The sequence below is a fragment of the Aureispira anguillae genome, assembly GCF_026000115.1.
Taxonomy (GTDB): Bacteria; Bacteroidota; Bacteroidia; order Chitinophagales; family Saprospiraceae; genus Aureispira; species Aureispira anguillae.
The window spans coordinates 4,437,529-4,463,312 of record NZ_AP026867.1 but is presented as its reverse complement, the minus strand read 5'-3'; the positions used below and the strand labels follow the sequence as shown (position 1 = coordinate 4,463,312).

The following is a 25,784-nucleotide window of genomic DNA, read 5'->3' as shown; positions in this document are numbered from 1 at the left end:
TAAACTTAATCGTTATAGATTGGCACAGCAAGGACCCGTTGCTGAAGCTAAAAGTTTGGCGATTGATAAAGTTCCTTTGCAAATCGAAATAGAAGAGTCATTTGACCAGTTTGCCTTATTGATAGCGGAAAAATGTGAAGAAGGTTTATATTTTATCGGTTTAGGACATTCACATGTAGGCTACCTCTTTTATAGAGAACAAGAAATTTATTTTATTCAAGCAAGCTATGGCAAAAGTATGAATGTGGTGATTGATTATGTCAATGAATCAGACATTTTAACTACCTTTTCAAATTTTACATTAACTCCAATTACAACAAATCATACGCTCATTAAACAATGGTTGGAAGGGGAGGAGCTTGTCATTCAAAAAGGGAGGGACTAATGGGGTATAAAAAAAAGCTGTTAGGGGAAAAATACCCTAACAGCCTATATTTTTAGAGGATAAAATTTGTTTATCTTAATAGAACAACATTTCCTTTAATCTGAGTAGTTTTACCATCTTTAAACAAGACATCAGCATACCAAGAGTAGGTGCCTGAACTAGCAGGTTGACCACGGAAAATACCATCCCATCCCTGAGTAGCAATATTTGGATCTAAGCTATTGCCTTCAAAGACCAATTCGCCCCATCTGTCATAAACTCTAAAGAGTACTACTTCCTGAATTTTCTCCCCTCCTTGAATAAAGAAGTAATCATTCACTCCATCACCATTAGGCGTAAATCCAGTAGCCGCATTGGCTCTTCGTGGTTTTTCAACATCAATAATCACAATGCTATCGACTGTACAACCATTCGCATTGGTGGCGGTAAATTCATACTGCACAGCTTCAGCAGGAGCAATATCAAAGCTATAAGAGCTATCGGTTACAACACCCATCACCCCTGTAATTTGTGTCCAACTGTAAAGCACTCCTGTGGTATCGTTTAAGGTCGCCTCAATGGTCAAACTATCCAAGTATTCAATGGTCGTATTTCCAGTCATGCTGCTAATAAAGAACGGATCTGCATCTTCTACAACCAAAGCTGTATCGACCACACAACCATTTTCATCTTTTACCGACAAGGTATAAATTCCAGCACTTAAACCAGAGAAGATGTTTCCATTTTGCCAAGTCGTTCCATCAATGCTGTATTCCAATAAACCACTCAATACCGTTCCACCTGCACCGATTGCGGTTAAAACTCCCGTTTGATCGCCTGCACAGAAAGTTCCAGCGGTTGTTCCTGTAATCGTCAAGGCTTCTGGCTCTTCAATAGTAATGCTAGTATCTGCCATACAACCTCTACTATCGGTTATGGTAACAGTATACAAACCAGGCGCTAAATCGGTTACTCTGCTGCTGCTAGCTCCATGGCTCCAATTTGCGGTGTAAGCAGGTGATCCACCTGTAGGAGTTACCTGAGCGGTTGCATTATCTGCCCCATGACACAAAATAGCCGTTGTTTGTTGGATATCTAGGTTGATTGCAGAAGGTTCTGTAATGGTATAGCTAAAGCTTTCCGTACAGAATGTAGCATCGGTTACGGTTAGCTCATAAACCCCAGCAGCCAAGCCATTGTTTGGATTGCCGATAAAGCCATTGGACCAATTGTAACCCACCAATACCTTATTCGAAGTAAGAATATCAATGCTACCATCCGTTAAACCATGACAGCTCACAGGACTAACATTTTCCGTTACCGTAATTGGAGTTGCCTCTGTGATGGTAACCGTCGCACTCGCTGTACACATATTGGCATCGGTCGCTACTACCGTAACAGGACCTGCACTAAGATTCGTAGCAGTAGTACTGACTTGCCCACTAGGATCGGTCCATACGTAAGAATAAGTAGGAACACCACCATTCGTAGTCAGTACGGTTGCAATACCATTGTCGCCACCAAAACAAGTGACATCTTGCTGTACGCCAGCCGTCACGACTAATTGACTAGGCTCTCCAACCGTCCCCGTTAAGGTCAAGGTACAACCCAAACTATCGGTTACCGTAACGGTATAATTACCTGCCGCTAAACTATCGGCAACAACCGTATGTTGGCTAGGACTGCTATTCCAAGCAAAGGTATAATTGCTTCCTGTTCCTCCTGTAATAACCGCAGCAATTTCACCACTAGCGGCTCCAAAACAAAGGGCATCTGTAGTGGTTAAGTAGCCCGTTAATCCAAGAGCAGGCTCTGAAATCGTAAAGGTGTCCACATCAAAACAACCATTGGCATCGGTTGCTGTTACAGTATGCACCCCAGCCGATAAACCAGTAGCTGTAATACTATTTTGTCCAGGTGCTCCTGACCATTGGAAGGTATAACCACTGGTTGGCGTTCCTCCTTGAATACTCAAGGTAGCCGATCCTGTAGCCCCTCCTTTACAAGCAACAGGAGTGGTGAAAATAGCCGTAATATCTACTGCGGTAGGTTCTGTAATTATCGCCGTAGCAATCGCCGTACAGCCATTGGCATCGGTAAGGGTAACAGGATGTGAACCACCAACTAAGCCTGTAGCCGTAGCATTGGTTTGTCCATCCGCCCATAGGTAAGTATAAGTAGGTACTCCTCCTGTTCCAGCAACCGTAGCAGTTCCCGTTCCAACGCCATTACAAGTAGCATTGGTAGTGGCTGTAATGGCAGCCGTCAACAAAGAAGGTTCACTAATGGTAACCGTTGTAGAGTTGGTACAGTTGTTAGAATCCGTTACGACTACTGTATAGATTCCAGCAGCTAACCCAATTGCCGTTTGGCTCGTTTGGTTGGCCGCTGCCGCATCCCATTGGTAAGTGTAAGGACTGGTTCCACCATTGCCTTGTGCAGTAGCCGTTCCAGTAGCACTGCCATGACAAGTAGCATCCGTTTGAGCACTAATACTAGCGGTTAAAGCAGTAGAAGGCTGAGTAAGGGTGACACACGTCACAAAAGAACAAGCATTCGCATCGGTAATGGTCACACAATGCACCCCAGCTGTTAAGCCGATGGTCGTAGCAGAAGTACTGCCATTAGACCAGTTGTAAACATAAGAAGTTAACGCAATGGGGGTTCCTCCACTGCCACTTGCCGTAGCAGTAGTCGTTCCTCCAAAGCAAGGAATTGGATTAGCCGTAATGTTTCCAGTCAAGGCAGTTGGTTCCCCAACATTAAAGACCTCTACTCGATCACAACCATTGGCATCGGTTACCGTAACGGTATACAAACCTTTGGCTAAGCCCGTAGCAGGGTTGGTTACCTGAGCATCTGACCAACGATAAGTATAGGTTCCTGTTCCACCACTGGCATGCGCCATTGCTGTTCCATCCGCAGCACCAAAACAAAGAGCATCGGTGATCACCACAGAGTCAATTAAGACGGGTGCTGGCTCTGCAATGGCAATCGGAAGACTAATTTCACAGTTGTTTCCATCTCGAACAAAGACCACATAGGATCCTGCTGCTAAGTTATTGTAAACATTAATGGCACTGTAGACATTACCACTTTGTCCAGGACCTGTAATTTTATATTCATATCCATTCACTCCCAATGTACCCGTTCCAGGAGTGGCATTTACTAAGATTTGTCCATTGGCATCTCCATGACACAAGACATCAACTTGGCTAAAGGTAGCCGCTAAAGGAACAGGATCAACAATGCTGATACAAGTATCGGCTTGACAGCCTGCCACATCCGTAACCGTGACACAATAGGTTCCTTCCACTAAGCCATTGATGGTAGCGGTATTTTGTCCCGCAGGACTCCAAATATAGCTAAATCCACCATTCCCCCCAGCGGCGGTTACGCCTACAGAGCCATCTGCCTCACCAGGACAGCTAATTGCTGCTCCATTGTAGTTAGAAAGTACTTGTGGGATTAAACTAATGGCTGAAGGTTCGGTTAAGACCGATCCTGCTGTGATACTACAACCATTGGCATCGGTTATGGTTACTGTATGGACACCTGCACATACTCCTGTGGCAATGCTTGAGGTCTGCCCATTGTTCCATTGATAGGTATAATTTGGCGTTGCTCCTTGTGCATCTACCTCTATCATTCCATCACAACTGTTGTGACAAGATGGATTACTTTGATTGATAATTGCTGCTGTTAATACCGTTTGTGGTTCCGATACCGTAGCACTTGCGGTAATGGTACAGCCATTAAAGTCCGTTACGACTACACTATAGGTTCCGATTGTTAGTCCATTGGCAATGGCGGTATTTTGGTTGCCCGTAGCGGCATCCCATTGATAAGTATACGGGAAGGTGCCTCCTGTTACTAAGGCTTCGATTTGCCCATCACTACCATTTTTACATTGTACGGAATCGACATCAAAGTTCAATTGTAAGGCAGTCGGTTCGTTGATCACTACATTGGCAGTCACGGTACAACCATTAGCATCCGTTACTGTTACACTATGCGTTGTTGCTGTTAAGCCCGTTGCCATATTGCCATTTTGTCCATTGCTCCAGACAAAGCTATAAGGTTGGATACCACCACTCAAACTAATTGTTGCTTGACCATTGGAGCCTCCAAAACAACTCACATCGATTGTACTAAAGTTAATATTGCTAAATCCTGCTGGTTGATCCACCTGAATGCAAGTATCTACCGTACAACCGTTTCCATCGGTTGCTGTGACACAATGCATCCCTGCGGGCAAGCCCGTTGCAGTAGCGGTATTTTGTCCATTATTCCAAGTATAAGTAAATCCACCTACTCCACCACTTACGTTGATGCTTGCTGTTCCATCTGAAGCACCATGACAACTTGCTGCCACACTGCCAACGGTAAAGCTCATGGCAGAAGGTTCGCTTATCGTATAACTTTCTGTGATTGAACAACCGTTTCCATCTGTTATGGTTACGATATAAGAACCTGCACTTTGTCCATGACTCGTTGCTAAGGCAGAGTTACCAACGCCCCAATTGTACAGATAAGCAGGTACTCCTGGAGTTCCGCCTCCTACTGTTGCAGTAGCGGTTCCATCATTTCCACCGTGACAATTGACCGCTACGGTTGAAATGGTTGCGGTTATGAGAGAAGGTTCACTGATCGTTACACTGGTTAAGGCACTACAGCCATTCGCATCACTTACCGTTGCGGTATAGACGCCTGTGCTTGCATTTAAGCCTGTTGCTATTGCTGTGTTTTGGACAGGACTAGTACTCCAGCTATAACTAAAGGCTCCTGTACCACCAGCACCTACGGCTGTTGCCGTTCCATCGGAAGCACCAAAACACAAGGCATCTGTACTACTACTCGTAGCGGTTACTGCTGAAGGTTCCGTTATTGTTAAAGTGGAAGTAGCACTACAGCCATTCGCATCTAATACCGTTACGGTATAAGCTCCTGCACATAAGCCCGTTGCGATGGCATTGGTTTGTCCATCTGACCATACGTAAGTATGTGCTCCTGTTCCTCCCGTACCCACGGCTGTTAATGCTCCATCACAAGCCCCATTACAACTAATTGAGGCTCCATTATAGTTAGAACTAATGCTAGTTGTTGCGGTTACGGCACTGGGTTCGGTTATCGTTACAGACTCGGTTCCTGTACAACCATTCGCATCGGTTGCCGTTACGGTATAAATTCCATCTGCTAAGGCAGTGGCAGTATCTGTTAATTGCATTGGAACGGTATTCCATGCATAGCTATATCCTCCTGCTCCACCACTGGCGGTTGCTACTGCCTGACCATCGGAGGCACTATGACAGCTTGGATGTACGGTGCTACCAATTGTTACCGTTACAGGGGCAGGTTCGGTTAACGTTACACTAGAGAGTGAGCTACAGCCTACACTATCTGTTACCGTTACGGTATAGATTCCTACACATAAACCTGTGGCAATGGCGGTATTTTGTACTGGAGTGGTACTCCAACTGTAGAGATAACCACTCACAGAAGGGGTTCCTCCTGAGCCTGATGCCGTTGCTTCTCCATCACAGGTTCCTCCACAACTAATTGGAGAACCATTCGGATAGCTAGAACTTACTACGGCATTCGAAGTGACCGTTACTGCTGGTTGTGTAATCGTGATACAAGTATCCGCTGTACAGCCTGATGCATCCGTTACCGTTACACAATGTAACCCTGCTCCTAAGCCTGTTGCTGTCGCTGTATTTTGTCCATTTGACCAACTGAAGGTATGTGTGCCTGTTCCTCCACTTCCTACGGCAGTTGCCGTTCCATCGGTACCGTTAAAACAGGTGACATTTACCTGAGTAGTGGTGACACTTACGGCACTGGGTTCACTGATTGTTACACAAGTACTCACAGTACAGGAATTGGCATCCGTTACGGTTACACAAGCTACGCCTGTTCCTAAACCTGTTGCTGTGGCTGTGTTTTGCCCATCTGTCCAAAGGTAAGTATAGGCAGGGAAACTTCCCGATGCCGTTACTACTGCTGAGCCATCTGCTGGACTCACCCCATTACACGATAAGTTCGTGCCTACGGTTGGAGCTAAGAGTGGAGTTCCTACGGTTACCGTCATACTATCTACTCCAATACAACCCACAGCATCCGTTACCGTTACAATATGCGTTCCTGTTGTTGTCGCTGCTATTGTTTGACTTGCGCCTGTTGGGCTCCAAGCATAAACGGCATAACCCGCTCCTGCATCTAAGAATACGGTATCGCCTGAACACAAGGTTGTCGAACCACTTGCTGTTATACTTGGTGTTGGTCCTGGTACTACTGTTATTAGTACCGAACCAGTATCTATACAACCATTGTTATCCGTTGTTGTAACACTTACTAATTGTGTACTGCTTACCACTACGGTTTGGTTGGTATCGGTGGCTGCTGTTGACCATTGATAATGGTTAAAGCCTGCTCCTGCATCTAAGGTCACGGACTGACCCACACAGAAGGTTGTTGGTCCGCTCGCTGCTATAGTTACAGGATCAATTATCCCACAATTTGCCGCACAACAAACTATGGTGTCGGGTGCTCCATCGGCACAAGTATTGCCAGATTGAGGGTAGATTACAAAGGTAACACATTGTCCTGCTGACAAGCCTGTTACTTGATGCGTGCTTATATTGGCTCCTAGTATTTGTGGAGCGCCTCCATCTACACTTACTACATAACCCGCTGCTCCAAATACAGGAACCCAATCAAATGTAACAGAACTTATTGTTGCTGCTCCACAACTCAATACTGGTGAAGGTAGCGCCGTGTCAATTACAACATCTACATCTGCGGTATCTCTACAGCCAAATAGGTTGGTCGCTACCACACTATAAGTTGTATTCACCACTGGATTTACCGTTGGACTGTCGCATTGTACACAACTAATCGTCGCATTATTCGGTGACCATTGAAAGCTTGCTGCCGATAAATCTTGGAAATTTAAACACCAGTCGTTCAAGGTCCCCGTTCCAGTTCCTACCCCTCCATTAAAATGAATAAGCATCAAAGTCCAAGTACCGTTACTCGTTGCACCCAACAAAGAGTTGAAACCAGCAACGCCTCCTTCTGGAAAGTAATTTCCTGTTATAGCTTGAGATGCTGGAGGAGGTGGTGGGAAAAAGGGCATAGTTGCAGTAGATAGATTTCCTGCAGCTGTCGAAAAGACCACACTATCCAATACCTCATACAATCCACCACGACGATTAACTAACATTGCAGATTCACCACTAGGCGCAATTAGATGTGCCGTAACATGCGCTAAGGAGTTAATATCAATCCCCAATAACGTATTTAATGAAGCTAAAAGAGATCCATTTATTACAGCAGGAGCAACTCCTGTTACATTTATCGTAAAATAAGTCGTATCCTCTGTAGCAATAGTTGTTGCTGCATTGTTATAACAGAAACTTTGTCCCCCTGGTCCAGCTGCTACAGCAGCACCTATCTGAGCGGAATTTCCATTACACAGCACAATATCAGATGTCGGGGCAATCACTGCTGGATAAGGGGCACTTATCTCTACCGTGTCTATTTGGACATCACAAACCCCATCGTTATAGCTAACAACAAAGGTGTCAGGAGTTATTAAAGTAGCTATTGGATTTTGAATATTAGGGTTGTTTAATGCTGAAGTAGGAGACCAAGAATAGCTTGGACTGCCTGGGGTTGTTCCACTATAAGTTACCGTTAAACCTAGTTGTAGTGTATTGGGTTCATTAGGACAAATAAAGTATTGGTTAGATGTAGCATTAAATGTTGTAATCCCAATCATATTCAAATTAAAAGTATCTCGTGCATCACATTGCCCACCAGGGCTAGATAATTCATAAAAGATATTATGATTACCTGTAGGGGTATTGGCAACATCGATTTCTCCCGTACTGGTATTGGCAAAAACGACCCCTGTATTAGAAGAAAAGGTTCCGCCAGGTGTACCCGTAATAATTGCTGTTGGGTTAGAACTTTGTTGGCAATAGGTCGCATTGGGATAAGTAAAAGAAGGATCAGGGATACCGATTACGATGATGGTAACGGTATCAATTGTAGCACAACCTCCATAATTAAATTGGACTTCTAATACAATAGAATCATAAGAAACTCCTGCTGCTAAAGGCGGAGCTGATATGCTAGGTTGAGCAAGTGTATCGTTCGATATTGTTGCGGGAGTACCACCAATTTGAGTCCATTGATAATGAGAAAAACCTACATAGGTTGTTGGAAAAGTATCGATTGGTATTAGAATACTGTCACCAGAACAAATGGTTGTATCCCTTAGGTTAATTCCAGGGACAATCACCTCAATAGGAATAACTTCTTGACAAAGATTGGTAGGCGTCGTAGATTGAACAGCGATGTCAAAATGATGTGTTCCTACATCCGCTTGGGTAGGGGTAAATGTAGCACCAATACTTATGGTATCATGATTAAGACCTGGTACTGTAAAAATAGAAGCTCCAGGGAACGCATTGTTAATGGTGGTATAAGGTGCATATAATTGTAAAGTGTCGGTGGGATTTCCCCCAACATTGATCTGTAGTCCTAATTGATCACCAGGGCAGACCACATATTGCCCTGAGCCATTTGTTGTATCGGTCAAAAAACCATAGTTAACAGGGAAGGGCAGGGTATCTAAGGTATAATTTAGGTCACAAGGACAAGCAATATTACCACTTCCTGTATTGGACGTACTTGATATGTTCGTGGGTTGATTAGAAAAATTGGTAATCATCAAAATATATACAGAACCAGCCACGGCATTGGATACTCGTACATATTCTACGGCTGCACTAGAGTAACTACAGGTGTCTGGTAGATTACCGCTAGAAGCAGGTCCATTCCCCAAATTGCCACAAAAACTTTGAGCAGTTTGTAAATCGGCATAGGGACCCCACAAAATAAAATCAATATCAACCCCTGCTGTATTCTGAAGCGTGATGTCAATTGACCCTGATTGGGAAACTGTTAAGGTAAAGAAAGTTGGGTTGGGCTGGGTTGATAGACAGTCATAATTATTTCCAGCAGGTGCTGTAGGTCCATTAACGGTTGCAGCATACTGATTAACACTATCACAGAAAGAGGTTGCATTATAACAGGAGTCACTTTGCGCAAACAAAGCATGATGCGATCCTAATAATAAGACAAACAGTAGGAGTTGCTTGTATATCTGTTTCATATTGATTGGTTGTAAAAAAATATAGTTTAAAATAAAGGGGGGGATTAATGCACAGAAGATAATTCCTGCTCTAATGATTTAATTCTTTCTTTGGTGTTTTTTAGAGCAGTTTGATATTTCTGTTGCATACTAGGTGCCATGTTAGGATCGTTTTTCGCATCCTTTGCCATTTGCTCTATTTTAGGAAGTTGATTTTTTAATTTTTGAATTTCATGTTGGACATTCAAACTTGGATTTGGGGCAAGCGTAGTTTTTGCTTGATTAGGGCAAGTTGAACAGGTCTTTTTTTGTGCCAATTGCTCTTTTTTTAACTCATTTAAATTGACTTTTTGATACCCTAATTCCTCCATCAATTTTTCTGTTGAGGTATTTTGAGCAACTAAAAAAAAAGGACTCATAAAGAAGGATATTAGTAATAAATATTGCATGATTAATTTTTTTATGCTAATGAAAATCGCTTATATGTGAATAAACGAGAAGTTAATAATAACTTATATACTGGTAATGAATTTCTTTTTAAATTAAAAGGCTAAAAAAAGGTTCCAAAGATATTTTAGCGTCGGTTTATTTTCAAAAAAAAGAACAAAAAAAATTTCTTTTGTTAAAAAATAAAAATGTTCTATTGTACTAATTGGATCCCCTTATACCTTGGGTGCGAAAACACAATTATTAGGGTATTAATAGATTTAAATATAAAAAATACACTACTAAGAATCTGTTTAGTATAAACGATGAGGTGAGGTGTTTTGCTGCCTAAGATAGGTAGCAGAATAGGTGGATTAATAAGCTTTTTAACTACTTTTTTGCTAAAAAAACTAAGATGGAGGAATGTTATTTTGAAAGATAGTTCCTAAGTACAGCGTAAAACAATTAGGATTAGATAAAGTAAGGGAGAATCGAGCTATTTTAAAATTTAAGCCCCTATAAATCTAACTGCAAAATGGTTTAGCATACCTAAGAAATCAAAATAAACAAACGACTAAAACTGTTTTTATGCTGGTAGTGAATGGTTTATAATAATAATAGTTTAAAAAGGTCTATTTAGGCTGGTGATTATTGCAACAATAATCACACAGAACCTTATACTATAAACGTTAGAAATGGCTAGATATTTTATAAGGAATCACTTTCTTTTGCAAAAACAGCTGTTTCTATAATTTGTTTGTAATACTCTTCATAAATCGGCAAAATATTATGGATGTCAAAAGCTTGAGCTTGAGCCAATGCATTTTGTCTAAAGACAGAATGAGTAGCTTCATCTTCCAAAATTTTTAAAGCATTGGTTGCCATATCAGGGACATCACCAATGTTGCTCAAAAAACCTGTTTTGCCATGTATATTAACTTCCGATAACCCGCCAGCATTAGACGAAATAACTGGAACTTCACAAGCCATTGCCTCTAAGGCAGATAAACCAAAACTTTCACTGCTTGATGGCATTAGAAACAGGTCAGAAATAGCCAACAGCTCTTCGATTGCGTCTTGTTTCCCCAAAAAACGAATGTCATCGCACAAATTAAGTTCACGACATAATTGCTCCAAATTTTGTCGTTCTGGACCATCTCCTATCAGCAATAATTTAGACGATATTTTTTTATGTACAATGTCAAAAATACGAATAGCATCGTCTACTCGTTTTACTTTGCGAAAGTTAGAAATGTGGGTAATAATTTTTTCGCCATTTGGTGCAATGGCTTTTTTGAAATGATCTTTGTTGGTTTTTTTGAAACGATTAAAATCAATAAAATTGGGAATGACTTTGATCTCTTTTTTGACATCAAAAAAGTTTAAGGTATCTTGTTTGAGACTTTCAGATACAGCCGTTAGCCCATCCGATTTATTCATAGCAAAAGTAACTGTAGGGGCGTAGGCAGGATCTTTTCCGACCAAGGTAATATCTGTACCATGAAGTGTTGTTACAACAGGTATATAAATTCCCTCATTCAATAGAATTTTTTTTGCCATATATGCAACAGAAGCATGAGGAATGGCATAATGAACGTGCAAAATATCTAATTTATCGTATTTGACAACGTCTACTAGTTTGCTGGCTAATGCCGTTTCGTAAGGAGGGTAATCAAATAATGGATAATTGGCAAAACGAACTTCTTTATAAAAAATATTTTCGTGAAAGGTATCTAAGCGAGCAGGTTGTCTATAACTAATAAAATGGACTTGGTGTCCTCTAGATGCCAAGCCTTTTCCCAATTCTGTTGCAACAACTCCCGAACCACCATAAGTAGGGTAACAGACGATTCCAATTTTCATTTTATACTAGTTTTGTATGCCTAAGCGTAGAAAAATACAATGGTTAAGATATATTTGCAAATCTAATTATTGAATGTTCATATTCCAAATAAGTAGAAGTTATTATAGGAACAAAGAAGGAAAGAAATAGTTTTGAAAGAATGGAACGAAGCAAAAGAATTTTGTGTTCAAAAAATAAATTACTTAACTTTGTTTAAAAAATAAAATAAGTGTTATTCGTTTATACAAAAATATAAAACATCATGGATAAGATTGATGCACAAGAACTTCAGAATTTTATTGTTAATGCCTTAGATGAAGATGTCCGTGATGGGGATCATACTTCTTTGGCTTGTGTGCCTGCTGAGGCAGTAGGAAGTGCAAAATTATTGGTGAAGGACAATGGGATTCTTGCAGGGGTGGAGTTGGCAAAAAAAATATTTTATCACGTAGACCCAACGTTTGAAATTGATATTTTTATAGAAGAAGGAAGTCCTGTTAAATATGGTGATGTGGCTTTTGAGGTAAGGGGAAAGAGCCAGGCGATTCTAAAAGCAGAACGTTTGGTCTTAAATGCTATGCAGCGAATGAGCGGAATTGCGACCTTATCTCGTCAATTTGTAGATGCCGTTGAAGGGTTAAAAGTGCAAATTTTGGACACTCGAAAAACAACGCCTTTATTGCGCTTTTTAGAAAAATGGGCTGTTCGTATTGGAGGGGCTACAAATTATCGAACGGGCTTGTACGATAGAATAATGATAAAAGACAATCACATTGATTTTTGTGGAACGATTACTCAAGCTGTTTTGCAAACAGAACAATATCTTGCCGCTAATGATTTAGCCTTAGAAATTACACTTGAAGTAAGAGATATGAAAGAATTGGAGGAGGCATTAGCTGTCGGAAAAATCAACCGTATTATGCTGGACAATTTTGATACAGAAACCATGCGCAAAGCTGTTGAGCTAATCAATGGAAAATTTGAAGTAGAGGCATCGGGAGGAATCACTTTAGAAACAGTTCGAGCTTATGCAGAAACAGGAGTAGATTTTATATCTGTTGGTGCGCTAACCCATTCTTTTAAGAGTATGGATTTAAGCCTCAAAAAGAAATAGTAAAGAGTTTTTCCAATAAGGTCAGTTAGTTTAGAATAATTTATACAAGATGGACAGTCAACTTTTATTTAAAATTTTTAATGGGGCTATTTTGCTACCTTGGGCTTTGTTGTTATTTCTACCTAAGTGGAAAGGAACGCAACGTATGATAGAGTGGAAGTTTCCAGTGTTATTTTTAGGGCTGGCTTATTTTGTATTGTTAATTAATGATTTGGGAACAACTGGTAATAATGGAATAGATTTTTCTTCTTTGGAAGCTATCAAAACAGCTTTTGGGCGAGATGAGGTAATGTTAATAGGTTGGATACATTATCTTGCTTTTGACTTGTTTGTAGGAATGTGGGAGTCTGTCGATGCACAGAAAAACGGACTCCCACATTATCTACTTGTGCCTTGTTTGGTACTTACCTTGATGTACGGTCCTTTGGGATTTGTTTTATATTGGGTGTTCCGTCAGTTTTTTGCCTCTTCAAAAAAAAGATAAGATAAATACATCTTTAGTTAGGTCATCGTGGTTACATAGGTGATGAGCATAATCGTAACTACTTGAACCCAGAATCTAGGGTTTTGATAAATGCTTACACCTTGTTCCGAGATTTCTTTGCCTATATGTATTAGGACAACCGCAAAGAATAGACTCAAAATTAGCATAAGATTTTATGTTTTATAATGATGAAATAAGGATACATATATTGATATGGAAAATGCAATTAAGTGGTTGATACTTAATTGCTTTTTTGTTGGAGTCAAACCGAGCAGAAGAAAAGTAGTATACTTTTTTGCAAAAGTATATTGTGCAATTAATCTTATTTTTTATAACTCAAAAAAAGTACCAAAAGTTTCAACGTACAAATCTTTTTTTTAATAACTTTTTCAAGGGGATAGTAGTGGTATAAAAAGAGTAAACGATTGGTATTCTGTGTGTACTATTAAAAGGAGTGCTTCTAGAACAAAAAAGGCCAAGTTGCCGAAACAACTTGACCAGAAAACTAAACCCTAAAACCCATGAACTCCAAATATAGAAGTTTTTTTTGAAAAAAGAAAGAAAATGAAGAAAGAGATAGAAAAAAATATTTTTATGCCCTGTAATCTTATCTTTTTGACTGTTTTATGACAAAAGAGCTAAAAATAATAGCTGATCTTATTTTTCCATTTTTTAAATAGGCTTCCTCTTAATTTTAGATGGATAAAGTCTAATCTTTTAGGGAGTGTTCTCACAAATAATGTAGTATATTGGCGCTCTTTTTAAAGTTATGAAGCACATAATGGTTTGATAATTGTACCAATAAGTAACTAAGCAGAATCGTTATTCAAAAATAAATGAGATCATTTAAAATTTATTCCATGCAAACTGGAAACAATTGTAGTTTACTTTTTTTTCTTCTTTTTTGTTGGGCAAATTTGTTGCAGGCTCAATCAGAGAAAGAATTCTATACCACAGCAACTTCTAAATACGAATTGGGGAAATTTGAGGAAGCTATTGCTTATTATACCAAAGCTATTGCCGCCAAAAAAAGTTATACGTATGCTTTTTATGGTCGAGGGTTGACTTATATGAGTATAGGAGATTATACAAATGCCTTGGCTGATTTTGAGCGAGTCGTTGGTTTAAACCCTCAATTTATTAATATTTATTATAGTAGAGGGAGAAGCAAAGTAGGATTGGGGGACTACAAGGGCGGAATCGCTGATTTTAAAAATGCGATCATGAGCAATGAAATGAATTCTTATGCCTATGTAGGGATGGGAAATTGTTTAGCTGCGTTAAAAGACTATCCTGCTGCATTAGACCAACTTAATCGTTCCATAGAAATTTATGCTGGAGATCCTCAGGCTTTTTTGGTAAGAGGAAAGGTTTATGATGCAATGACAGACTATGATAAGGCCTTAGCAGATTATAACAAAGCGCTTGAAATGACTCCTAAAGAACCAGAAGTATATGCCAAAAGAGCCTACACTAAGGTGAAAATGAACAATCACGAAGGGGCAACCTTTGATTTTGACAAAGCAATCGCACTGAATCCTGATCATGTTTCAATTTACCTGAATCGGGCAGCTTCTAAAGAATGGTTAAAAAATTATCAAGGAGCAGTGAACGATTATAATAAGGCTGTGAGTTTAACACCTCAAAATACGCTTATTTATAATCAACGAGCTTTGGTAAAAGTTAAAATGAAAGAATATGCAGCCGCAATTCAGGATTATGATTATTCGATTAGTTTAAATCCTAACTATACAGAGGCTTATATCAATAGGGGATTGGCAAATGGTGCATCTAATAATCACAACGCAGCAATCCTAGATTACGACAAAGCCCTAGCCATAGCTCCAGATGATATAAGGGCTTATTTTTATAGAGGGTCTACCAAATTAGAGCAAGGAGATTACGATGGAGCGATTAAGGATTTGTCAAAGGTAATTAGGTTGGATGAAAACCATGCAAATGCCTATTATTTTAGAGCTATGGCACAATGCAAAAACGAAAAATATAAAAGTGCGATTCAAGATTTTGATAAAGCACTTCTGTTGGAGCCCCAACTCCTTGCCGCAATAAAAGAACGTGCTACTGCAAAATATCTTTTATATGATTTTAAAGGAGCTATTCAAGATTATACAAAATTGATTAAGCAAGGCTCAACAGATGGAGAAGCCTATTATTATCGAGCACAGGCCAAGCGGAAAGCTGGCAATACAAAAGCGGCTTGCATGGATTACAGCAAGGCTAAGGACATGGGCTATGAAAAGGCGAGTGAAGCTTTGTTAGAACATTGTGGTGGATAGCCAAAATCTTTGGTTATAAAATAACTAAGAATGGTTAGCAAAACTATCTTTTATGGTCGAACGAACCCATTCATTGGGAATCATATCTATAGTTAGGTTAATGCGTTCCGTTGAGCCATTATTGTCGATCCTATGTGGATCATTGAGCTTTAGGTACCAACATTCTCCTGGTTGCATAGGAACAGGTTGGTTATTTAGGTAAAACGTAACCTCATTATTATGAGTAATGGGAATGGTAAGTCGGATAACCGATTGTTCTACTTCTAAGGCTAGGGTAGGATCGGTATGTTCTTTTACCGTAGAATGAGGAGCTAAACGAAGCAGCCTAACCAATGTAACCTTAGTGTGTGCTCGAAAAAAATCGACCACTTCCATCAAATAGGGAGATGCTTTTAGTATGGGGGTGTCCAGCCAATCTGTCCAAGAACCATCTGCATAGTCACTGGCAGGGGGCGGAATGGGTAAAGAAGTATCCACAAAGTGGGCAGGAGCTCTTAGTTGAATTGCATTGTAATACTCAAAGGGAGTGAGTTGAAGTGCTTCAATTTCGGCTAGTATTTTGTTGGCATCAAAAGAAAAAGGCAGCTTAATTCGATCAATATTTGTAGTGGGTGGGTTTATTGGTGATGGCATGGTCAGGTTTTTTAGTTTGTCCTGTAATTAGGTTTATTAAAAATATAAGAATAAGTATACATCTATTCTTGCAGGAATTCAAGCATTTGTAAAGGAAATTAAGACTTGTAAAGACTAATTGGGCTTAATGAGTTGTTGAAGGTTCTTTAGTTCAGCAAAGGAAATACTTTTGACAGCGGTATATTTTAAACGAGTTCCAGAGTGCGGCTCAATTGTAAGATTGGTTTCTTGATTTATGAAAATGGAGGACAAACGAATTCTTTTGATGCTTCTTAAATGGAGCGTTTTTTTCTCTTTAGCTCCAAAACGATTCATCGTATATAAAATCAGTTGTTGATGCTCTAACGAATAATAGTAGATCAATGTTTTATCAAAAATAGTAAAGCAAAAGCCAGTCATTCCTCCAACAAGTGCTCCAATAGCAATACTAGAATCTAGATAACCTAAATACCATGCAACAGCCCCCAAAAAAGTAGCGATTAGAAGGAGGACGTTTTCTTGTTTTTTGGATTGAACAGCAGTTGTATAGGCGATTATTTTATCACCATCAAGAAGGTTATTTTCTAGCATAAATGGTTATTCTGTTAAGGATTATTCATAATCGTAAACATTGAATCTAAAAAAAAAATTCCCAAAAGCTAGCATTAACCATTTACCAATCTTTATGAATTAGAATGTTTTCCATTCTTTTTAGAATTATTTTGAGATAAAACTTATGAAATGGCTTAACAATAAAAAAGTATGCCTTTCCAAGTCTATTGTTGAGGATTACAGTTGTTGCAAGTTCCAAGTAGGTGATGCCATTGGTTTTGTAGCTAATAAAAGATAATTTGAAGTCAAGATGTGTATCCTTTTGCCCTGTTAATAGCTCAATTTCTGTTTTATCCAAGACCTCAAAAATAGCAACACGCTCGCCAATATTCCCCTGAAAAGCATGCAATTTTTCCATGCGTGACTTTTTGTCTGATTCTGGAGCCGTTTTTAACTTCAAACGCTTGGCAATAAACTCTCTGGTGTGTAATAATATTAAAAATGACTTAGGAAATGCTTTAAAGAACGCAATCATCAAGTCTTTGGGCTCAGGGAGGTAATTCAGTTTTTTTGAAGCCAGTTGAAAATTGTCCCAAAAGTCTACATCGTCCATATTGTTATGGATTAAATAGGTTTCCTTTAACCCAACTTCTTTTAATATACTATTTGATGGTGCCATATTCTTCTATGGATTGGTTATAAGTTTTTAACTTAGCGATGCAGAATTGATGATGGCTTAAATTTACAAGCATTCTGCATCGTTACGGATCTGCTTTACCCTCCCAAGGAAACACCCACAATACTAGAACGATTTTTATCTATAATAAAGTGCATTGGAAGGGAAAAACAGAGAGCAATAGTTTTCTGATTTTCAGAAGCCCTACATAAATATACCAACAAGAATTAACATCCACAAAATAAGCCCTAAAAGGAGGACAATAAGTTGTCTAGAGTTGAATCCTTCTTTTTCAATAGCTCTGTAGTCGTCCGAATTTTGTACGCTATAATTATAAGCTTTTAGTGGAGGCATAAAGGGAATAAATCCTAGCAACGATACCAACCAAAAGGGATCGGGTAAGCGGCTTAGCATATTAATGGCTACAAAAGCGATAAACAAGATCGTACTCGAATAGGTTTCTGTATAATGATTGGACTTAGCATATTTTTGAATGTTCTCAAAAAGAGCATGGAGGAATAATATAGAAAAAAAGGCACGAGCTCCTGGAATAATATCTAATTCATCTTTTTCTTTAAAAAAGCGCCAAACTTTGTAGGTCCACCAAAAGCCATATAAACCAAAACTTAAGAGGTATAGAATCGTAAATTTGTTAATGTTTATGATGTCAACTTCTTTTTGGTTGATGGAATTTTTGAAATTTTCATCAAGAATGTGATTTTCCATTTTGATAATAACATGTTGTAGGGTTATAAAATTGTTTTCATACTAAAGGAGATATGAATATATGATTTTTCTTATTAACACAATAAACGTTGCTTAAAAATGTTGTTGATTTTAGCCCCTAATCGTTCCACATTAAAAAAGAAGAAAAGGTTAAATTTAGACGAATAAATACTCAATAACTACAAATATGGATTAGCTCTAAATCGTTTGGTTATTCTTCCTTTCTTTGAAAGTAGAAAAACAATAATCAAAACGAAGTTTATGAAAAATGTAATGTATCTAATTGTCGCTATGGTGACAATTTTCGGGATTTGGGCTTGCTCCAAAGAAGCCAACTTAGAAGAACATCTAAATGCTTCTAAAACATCAACGAAAGAAAGTTCCTCTGGCTTTAGACTTAATCACAACGATCTACAATCTATTGTTAGTTATAATGCCCAACACGATGTATTGGTCTTTAATTCACTGGACGATGTCTATCGATTACAGGAATATTTAAGCAATCAGAATCCGTACGATAGAGGAAATACCACTCAAATTATAACAGAATTAGAAAAGGTGCTTACTCATGGATTTGCATCGGGAAGCCAGTCAAGTAACAATGGCGTTAATTTGCAAAACTTGCAACTTTTGTTGGAAAATTCACATCCCCTTAGCGATGTTGTACTAGAAAAAATGCTTGATGTTCATCGACAAGTAAATTTCCCCAATACCTTTGTCACAACTATTTTGAGAACCAATGTGCCATTTTCTTACGATGTTAGAGAAAAAGTAACGGGAATGACGAACTTATCAATGGCAGATAAGACAGGTATTTTGGAAGCAGACGATGATCTTTTGGATCGAATGGATTATGTTTATGAAGACTTTTTGAAGCTATTTCCTACGTATAAGTCAACGTATGAATATATGGTCAATAAAAACATTCAGGATTTAAATGCTGGAATGAGTGTTACCGATCGACGTTTTGACGACTGCGTCCTTAAAACTGATTTTGAGCGATTGATAAGAAATGAAAAATACGAAGTTTATATTGATGGGCATCTTTTAAAGGCATATACCGATTGCAAAGAAATTATGTTCAAGGCATCTATGAATGTTGCTTATAATGATTTGCAAGCTGTGGACGGAAATGGAAATGTAACGATTCCAACGCTCTCAGAAACTGCTCAGGGAATTAGTATGACAACCATTAACCAAAGTATTCCTACTGCTTATGCTGCTTATAATCCCCAAGAGTTTGACCCGATTGGAACGGATCCAAGTACAGATATTAATTACAATACAGCGCTTCAAACAATCAATATTATTGAAACCTGCCCTAAGTCGAATTATATTGCCAATTTGTACACACTAGCCAATGACAAATCTGTTCAATTTGACAATACAACGAATTTTACAAATGTGCCTGACCCTACTGCTGTTCACCAGTATTGGGATTTTGGAGATGGTACAGGAAGCTTTTTGACCAATCCTGTTCATACTTATTCTGCCTATGGAACTTACAATGTTATTTTGACTTCATTTAGTACCGATTGTGGTTGTTGGCACAGACACAAAACAGAAATTACAATACAGGAACCACGTATGAGAGGTGGGAATTTGGATTGCGAAATTTTCCCTTCGATTGTCGATTATAATACCAATGACTATATTTTTACCATTTATGCCAATCCAGATGTTACCCCTGCACTGCCTGGAAACGAAGTTTTTAGTTATGTCTATAAGGTGTACAAGACAACCAATGGTGGTGTTAGCTATAATTTGGTGGCGACAATAAATTCTGTCAATGACAATATAGATTATGATGCTGGTGGAATTGGAAAATACTATGTACAAGTTGAAGCAACTTGGGACGATGGTTGCTTTTCTGTCTTTTATACTGAGGATATAACGTTGACAGATGTTGCCACACCTGTTTCAGGTTGTTGCGACAAGAAAGCCAAGGAAAAAGATAAAGAACTTCCTTATACAGTTGGATCCAATTATTATGAGTTTAAATACAAAGATATTATAAGAGGAAGAGTGCTCAAAAGAGTGGGAGGGCAGCAAAGCTTATACAAAAGAAATGCTAAAGGAAAAATGAAAAAAGTGAAAGCCAATCACGATGTTGATGTAGGGTCTAATCATTGCCCAAAATTAATTAGTGGTGAATGCCAGTTGGCTTGGAATAACTATCAAGACCTTACCAATACAGGAACAGAAAGAAGATTTGAATACGGCAATTATTGGCCTTCTGAAGATAATTTTGCCTTTAAAGGAACTTGCGATTTTACACATTTTTGTAGTTATGGACCAGACTTGGTTGTTAATGGTTATGTTCAAACTTTAGTCTGCGAAGAATAACAACTGGGGATCGTGTTTTAAATACACTGTCCATCAAGGCGTTTTAGAGAAGCCCCTAAAGGTTATTTCCTTTAGAGGCTTTTTGTTTTTAGATCAATGCTTATCCAATACAGAAAAAGCGAAGCTTAATTTTTGATTATCTTGCGAACAATAGATTTTTCCTGATTATAGATGGTGACAAAATAAATCCCTGGATTTATCTCCGAAATATCGAGTTCTGTTTGTTGCTGTTCTGCTTTTTTGCTCAATAAAATCCTTCCAAGGTTATCGTAAAGAACGATTTGGTAGGACTGAGAAGATGGATAGTCAATGTTTAATATTCCAGTAGTTGGATTAGGAAAAATGCGAATCATTGAGGTTGGAGAAGCAACTTGATCAACATTTATTGTAAAAACCTTTTTATGGATGGTGTGATGGGCTGAATTGGTAATAATTGGAAGATTAAAATCAAAATAGATAGCAGCTTTGTTTAACAAAACAGTTCCATTAGGAAGATTGGGAGCCTGTGCCACTTTAAAGGTCACAAAACCATGACTCAAGGGTTCATTGACATTGCTGTCAGGAAGCATGATGTTGGAAAAAGTCCATTTTAGGACACCGTTGCCCAATAGTTCAAAGCTGTAATCGTCGCTGGATACACCCGATTGTACCGACAATAGATCAAAGTGACTCGAAAGGGTATCCAAAATGACGATATTAAAAGCGGTATCTGTTCCTGTATTTTGGAAGCGGATGACATATTCCAAGTCTTGTCCAGGAAGAATATCGTGGGTTGGTCCTACGCCTAATGGGAATCCTCTCTTATCATTGGGATCATAACTACCTTGGACTACTCCACAAAAAATATCAATAATAGGGTCGGCATCATTTTGAGGTAAAATATTCACTAAATCAGGCGTCCAGTTGGAACCATCACCACAAAGTTCTATGGTCGCAGAGGGTAGAGAAGTGCCAGGATGAAATGGATGTTGATCTACTTCCAAACGCCATGTTCTTCCATCGCCAGGAAAAATAAATTGTTGGGATTGTCCGCTTTGCAGTTGGACAGAGTCCAGCCAAATATATTGCCCATCTATAAATAAACGCACTTGCGAAAAGCAGGTCATATCCCCATCACCAGTATTGATAATGGTAAAAATAATCGTATCATTGTTGCATTCTGGTCGAATGACTAGATGCGACCAATCATAGGGCGTTAGACAAGGTGAAATACTATCTGGAGTAGCTGTTGGAATAGAATCTAACGCACAAGAATCCACAGGAAACAATTGAGCATTCATACACAAACTAGAACCAAGCGTCGTATTTGCACTAAGGATACAACGAAAGTGAAACTGCTCACATTCCCCAGGTTTTAGGTCTCCAATATCTACTTGAAAAGAGTTATTCCCCAGATTGGTATAAGGAACTGTTGCCGATTGAACGGTAAGCGAATCGTGTAGCGTTACAACAACGTAGTTGTTCTGCAAAGAATCCGTACCGTTATAATCATTGCAAACCCGAACAAAAACGGATTGATTGGAAAATCCTGGTCTAAGGGTAGGAGCAAACAGGGATATATTGGGAGCAGGGCAGGGATAATTGGCAACAAAACCCATTTCAGGAACGATGGTATAAGCATCTGGACTCACTACGGTAAAAGGTTGTGCTGTAAGGCAAGTTGTACTCCATCCTCCCGTGGTATCGGCTACGATGGTATAATTTCCCGCAGGCAACTCATCGGCAGACCAAAGACCAGAACGATTGGTTTGAACAATGATATTTCCAGGGTTGATGATTAAACGACGACCTTCTAAACCAATTTCATGGCTTTCTTTTTGGCAGTTCTGATTCAAATCGAGAAAACAGCTACCGACTAGATTATCCTGATTCAATTTCATTAAAAAAATATCCCATCCTCCATGTGGTGTCGACTGGTGTCCACCTAGTGGGGTAAAGCTAGAAGGTCCCCAAAAACTGCTTGCCAAGTAGACATTAGCTTTGTTGTCAATACAGATATTATTTTCAGAATCGGTATGAGCCACATGAGCGCCAACAGATTTTCCCCAGATTATATCGCCACTAGTATTTAGTTTAAGGATAAAGCCATCATCATCGTAAATACCTTGCGAAAAGACGTGCAATTTATTCGTATCAAGACCAACAATAACCTCCATACTATCTTGAAAGATGCCCGATAAATAAATATTATCAAAGGCATCAATTGCCATGGAAATCCCTTTGTCATCGTTAGGCCCTCCAATTACTTTTCCCCAACTAAAATTCCCCGCAGCATCTAATTTTAAAAGGAAACACTCTTCTCCGCCATGTCCAAAAACGGGATGCATCCCAGGTCCAGGATCAATATCATGTAGGGTAAGTTTTGCCATTCCTGTTATGTAAACATTGTTGGCTGCATCCGTAACCAAAGCCAGCCCTTGGTCATCAGAATTAGTGCCAAGAGAAGAGGCCCAAACAAAATTACCATTGGTATCGAGTTTTAGAATATATATATCCGAATTGCCCTCAGAAGTTAAATGGTAGGTGCCAACACCAGGGTCAAAATCTGCCGTGGTATTAAAATATCCAGTGGCTAGTACATTACCATTATTATCAACGGTTAAATCATTGAGTTCATCTGAAGTGTACCCCCCATAGGATTTTGCCCAGACCAAATGACCATTTGCATCATATTTTGCAGCAAAAGATTCATAGGAAGATGGAACAGCAGGGGTCATATTAGCGGTGCCTGGTCCAGGGTCAAAATCTGCGGTTCCTTGAAAAGCACCGCCAATGTAGACATTGCCGTTGTTGTCAACATCGATGGCACTCGCTGTGAGAAAATCATTGCCAATGATATGTTTAACCCAAGATAAATTGCCATTTAAATCAAGTTTCGCAAAAAATATATCTGCATCCGTCCCTATCGAAGTTAAATTAAAAATACCTGATCCTATATCAAAGTCAACGGTGCCCCTAAATTCCCCTAAAATATAAATACTTCCTTGTTGATCTGCAACAAGATCAAATCCCCAAGCACGACCCGTTCCTTCAAATTTCTTTACCCAAATAAGTTGCCCCTGCTCATTGATTTTTTGTATGAATAATGATCTATTTGAAGCCGTTAAGTTATGAACACCAATATGAGGATCAAAATCTACCGTATCTTGAAACATACCCAAGACATAAATGTCTCCATGTTCATCCGAGACAATGCTTTCTGTTCGGTCTGAGAATTGGTGGATGTTGCCAATGGTCGCAGTCCATTCGATGTTAACCTCTTGTGCAAGACTAGCCGTTTTTGAAAATAGCAATAGGAAAAGCAATGCGCAGTAGTGCGCTGATTTTAAAAGTTTCATGAGTTTTGATTTTTATCGTTTGTTTTAGGGGGGCTAAATTAACCAATTTATCTGAAATAGAGGAGAGAACCATAGTAGGTTAGTTAGAAACAGGTAAAGTGTTGAAGAACGAAAATGTTTATTTACCAAGGATTGCGATTGATGACCCAAGGATTAGTTTTGATAAAGATTGTTTCGTAAAAAAAAGATTTTGTAATTCTATAAGTAAAAGATTTTCAATTAATTATGATGTTGTTTTGATTTTAGGAATGTAAAAAAAGAAAAAAAATGGTTATATGTACTTTTCTTATTTGGTGCAATTTTATAATAAGTTAATACTCTACCCGACGGTTTTAAAAATTTAACAAAATGCTTAGACCCTAGATCGTTTCACTCTTAGATATTAGATCCCAATTACAACTTAATTGGGATCTAATATCTAATTTCGAAGAGCAAAGCGATCTAAAAATAAATAAAAGCTGTCTTGATTTTAATTTTTACAAAAATCATCGGGTAGAGAAATAAGTTAAGTCATCCCAAACTATAAATAACTTGATATTTTTAATACGCTTATATTTTATCAAATCAAATTAAAACCAAATTATGAATCTTAAACAAATTATTGCTCCTTTGGCGATATTTAGCACCTTGTCTCTTACAGGCTTTTCTCAAAATACCTTTCCTTCTAATGGATATGCTGGAATCGGAACGACAGCCCCTAATGGTCATTTAGAAATTAAAGAACCTAGTAACAGAGCGGTACAAATAATAGTACAAAACAGTATTTCTTCTAATGGAGGCTTTTTGATGGAGTTATTGGATAATAACATCTCATTTAACCTAAGAGAAAGAGGTCATCTAAGCTTTTTTGTCAATGGAAGAGAAGGTATGCGATTAAGCAAGGATGGTTTTGTAGGAGTTGGCACCAATAATCCTATTCATCCATTGAGTGTACAAGGAAAGATACAATCTCTTAGCGGAGGTTTTGTATTTCCAGATGGAACGGTACAAACAACAGCAGCTAATCAATCCAATCTATTTAGCTCCTTGTATGCAACTGATTTTATAAAAGTTGGAAACAACTCTATTTACATTGATGAAATAAACCTTGGAGGAGGTCTGACACCAGAAAATCATATTTATGCTTCGAATACTAGTGGGGATCTTTATATCAACTGTGCCGATCCAAGTTTTGTAAACCCAGGAAGCCCTACGGCAAACACAATTTTTCATTTTGATGGCAATAAAGGAGGAGTTGGAATCGCAACAGATGTATTAGAGCAGTATGTGAAACTACATGTTGCAGACGGATTTGCATTGTTTGATGGAAGTCAGGCATCCATACTTTTTGATAAGCATTCTTCTTCTGTATATGGTCAATATGGAATTGAGTATCTTTCGACCAATGAGACTGGCTCTCTAGGAGGTTTAAATTTTTGGAAGCCTTTTGGTTCAAATGCAGGACTTAAAAACTATCAAATGTTTATTAGCGATGCTGGGCAGGTTGGTATAGGCGTTAACCCTTCAGAATTTGTTCCTGGTTATAAACTATTTGTAGATGATGGAATTTTGTGCGAACAAGTAAAAGTAGCGTTGAGAAGTACAGCAGATTGGGCAGATTTTGTATTTGACATAGATTATAAATTAAAACCATTAAAAGAGGTTAAAGCGTTTATTGATGAAAATAAACATTTGCCAGATGTACCAAGTGCTTCGGATGTTGTGAAAAATGGAATTAATATGGCGGAAATGGATGCAACATTGCTTCAAAAGATTGAAGAATTGACACTTTATACCATTAAACAGCAAGAATTAATCGAGCAAATGCAAAAAGAATTAGAGCTTTTAAAATCTAAACAATAAA

The 25,784-nt window shown here is 38.7% G+C and carries 14 protein-coding genes; 6 read left to right on the top strand and 8 right to left on the bottom strand.

Annotated features, from left to right (window positions below):
* The first annotated feature begins 19 nt into the window (after positions 1-19).
* Entirely contained in the window at positions 20-385 is a 366-nt protein-coding gene (locus AsAng_RS17735) for a hypothetical protein (protein ID WP_264788429.1), read from the top strand.
* A 70-nt stretch (positions 386-455) separates the two neighbouring features.
* Here AsAng_RS17735 and AsAng_RS17730 read toward each other — a convergent pair whose 3' ends face one another.
* The 3 genes from AsAng_RS17730 to bshA form a co-directional block, all read right to left on the bottom strand.
* Positions 456-9,548 (bottom strand): T9SS type B sorting domain-containing protein, encoded by a 9,093-nt coding sequence (locus AsAng_RS17730; RefSeq protein WP_264788428.1) that lies wholly within the window; start codon positions 9,546-9,548, stop codon positions 456-458.
* A gap of 44 nt (positions 9,549-9,592) precedes the next feature.
* The gene (locus tag AsAng_RS17725) at positions 9,593-9,976 is read right to left on the bottom strand and encodes a hypothetical protein (RefSeq protein ID WP_264788427.1); all 384 of its coding nucleotides are present in this window, start codon (positions 9,974-9,976) and stop codon (positions 9,593-9,595) included.
* A 685-nt stretch (positions 9,977-10,661) separates the two neighbouring features.
* Positions 10,662-11,816: an N-acetyl-alpha-D-glucosaminyl L-malate synthase BshA gene (gene bshA / locus AsAng_RS17720; protein ID WP_264788426.1), complete on the bottom strand. Its 1,155-nt coding sequence runs from the start codon at positions 11,814-11,816 to the stop codon at positions 10,662-10,664.
* Between the two features lie 242 nt (positions 11,817-12,058).
* Between bshA and nadC the strand changes: the two genes are divergently transcribed.
* The 3 genes from nadC to AsAng_RS17705 all read left to right on the top strand — a co-directional run bounded on the left by nadC (position 12,059) and on the right by AsAng_RS17705 (position 15,691).
* Positions 12,059-12,910: a carboxylating nicotinate-nucleotide diphosphorylase gene (gene nadC, locus AsAng_RS17715; RefSeq protein ID WP_264788425.1), complete on the top strand. Its 852-nt coding sequence runs from the start codon at positions 12,059-12,061 to the stop codon at positions 12,908-12,910.
* Between the two features lie 49 nt (positions 12,911-12,959).
* Positions 12,960-13,394: an ABA4-like family protein gene (locus AsAng_RS17710; protein ID WP_264788424.1), complete on the top strand. Its 435-nt coding sequence runs from the start codon at positions 12,960-12,962 to the stop codon at positions 13,392-13,394.
* An 836-nt stretch (positions 13,395-14,230) separates the two neighbouring features.
* Positions 14,231-15,691, top strand: coding sequence for a tetratricopeptide repeat protein (locus tag AsAng_RS17705; RefSeq protein ID WP_264788423.1), 1,461 nt, complete (start codon positions 14,231-14,233; stop codon positions 15,689-15,691).
* Between the two features lie 24 nt (positions 15,692-15,715).
* Here AsAng_RS17705 and AsAng_RS17700 read toward each other — a convergent pair whose 3' ends face one another.
* The 4 genes from AsAng_RS17700 to AsAng_RS17685 form a co-directional block, all read right to left on the bottom strand.
* A complete protein-coding gene (locus tag AsAng_RS17700) occupies positions 15,716-16,324 on the bottom strand; it encodes an aspartyl/asparaginyl beta-hydroxylase domain-containing protein (RefSeq protein ID WP_264788422.1) in 609 nt (202 codons plus the stop codon).
* 114 nt (positions 16,325-16,438) lie between these two features.
* Positions 16,439-16,894: a hypothetical protein gene (locus tag AsAng_RS17695; protein ID WP_264788421.1), complete on the bottom strand. Its 456-nt coding sequence runs from the start codon at positions 16,892-16,894 to the stop codon at positions 16,439-16,441.
* 82 nt (positions 16,895-16,976) lie between these two features.
* Positions 16,977-17,534 carry a DUF2867 domain-containing protein gene (locus AsAng_RS17690; protein ID WP_264788420.1) on the bottom strand — a complete coding sequence of 186 codons (558 nt, stop codon included), beginning with the start codon at positions 17,532-17,534 and terminating at the stop codon, positions 16,977-16,979.
* Between the two features lie 201 nt (positions 17,535-17,735).
* Positions 17,736-18,257, bottom strand: a complete 522-nt coding sequence (locus tag AsAng_RS17685) for a hypothetical protein (RefSeq protein WP_264788419.1) — start codon at positions 18,255-18,257, stop codon at positions 17,736-17,738.
* 261 nt (positions 18,258-18,518) lie between these two features.
* Between AsAng_RS17685 and AsAng_RS17680 the strand changes: the two genes are divergently transcribed.
* The gene (locus AsAng_RS17680) at positions 18,519-20,603 is read left to right on the top strand and encodes a PKD domain-containing protein (RefSeq protein ID WP_264788418.1); all 2,085 of its coding nucleotides are present in this window, start codon (positions 18,519-18,521) and stop codon (positions 20,601-20,603) included.
* Between the two features lie 125 nt (positions 20,604-20,728).
* Here the strand turns inward: AsAng_RS17680 and AsAng_RS17675 are convergent, their stop codons facing one another.
* Positions 20,729-23,941 (bottom strand): DUF7619 domain-containing protein, encoded by a 3,213-nt coding sequence (locus AsAng_RS17675; protein WP_264788417.1) that lies wholly within the window; start codon positions 23,939-23,941, stop codon positions 20,729-20,731.
* A 582-nt stretch (positions 23,942-24,523) separates the two neighbouring features.
* Here AsAng_RS17675 and AsAng_RS17670 point away from each other — a divergent pair.
* Positions 24,524-25,783 carry a hypothetical protein gene (locus tag AsAng_RS17670; RefSeq protein ID WP_264788416.1) on the top strand — a complete coding sequence of 420 codons (1,260 nt, stop codon included), beginning with the start codon at positions 24,524-24,526 and terminating at the stop codon, positions 25,781-25,783.
* Position 25,784: the final 1 nt, after the last annotated feature.

Coding starts and splice junctions, on each gene's coding strand:
- AsAng_RS17705 (WP_264788423.1), top strand. CDS start 14,231: ATGAGATCATTTAAAATTTATTCCATGCAAACTGGAAACAATTGTAGT.
- AsAng_RS17680 (WP_264788418.1), top strand. CDS start 18,519: ATGAAAAATGTAATGTATCTAATTGTCGCTATGGTGACAATTTTCGGG.
- AsAng_RS17730 (WP_264788428.1), bottom strand. CDS start 9,548: ATGAAACAGATATACAAGCAACTCCTACTGTTTGTCTTATTATTAGGA.
- AsAng_RS17725 (WP_264788427.1), bottom strand. CDS start 9,976: ATGCAATATTTATTACTAATATCCTTCTTTATGAGTCCTTTTTTTTTA.
- bshA (WP_264788426.1), bottom strand. CDS start 11,816: ATGAAAATTGGAATCGTCTGTTACCCTACTTATGGTGGTTCGGGAGTT.
- AsAng_RS17685 (WP_264788419.1), bottom strand. CDS start 18,257: ATGGAAAATCACATTCTTGATGAAAATTTCAAAAATTCCATCAACCAA.
- nadC (WP_264788425.1), top strand. CDS start 12,059: ATGGATAAGATTGATGCACAAGAACTTCAGAATTTTATTGTTAATGCC.
- AsAng_RS17695 (WP_264788421.1), bottom strand. CDS start 16,894: ATGCTAGAAAATAACCTTCTTGATGGTGATAAAATAATCGCCTATACA.
- AsAng_RS17675 (WP_264788417.1), bottom strand. CDS start 23,941: ATGAAACTTTTAAAATCAGCGCACTACTGCGCATTGCTTTTCCTATTG.
- AsAng_RS17670 (WP_264788416.1), top strand. CDS start 24,524: ATGAATCTTAAACAAATTATTGCTCCTTTGGCGATATTTAGCACCTTG.
- AsAng_RS17710 (WP_264788424.1), top strand. CDS start 12,960: ATGGACAGTCAACTTTTATTTAAAATTTTTAATGGGGCTATTTTGCTA.
- AsAng_RS17690 (WP_264788420.1), bottom strand. CDS start 17,534: ATGGCACCATCAAATAGTATATTAAAAGAAGTTGGGTTAAAGGAAACC.
- AsAng_RS17700 (WP_264788422.1), bottom strand. CDS start 16,324: ATGCCATCACCAATAAACCCACCCACTACAAATATTGATCGAATTAAG.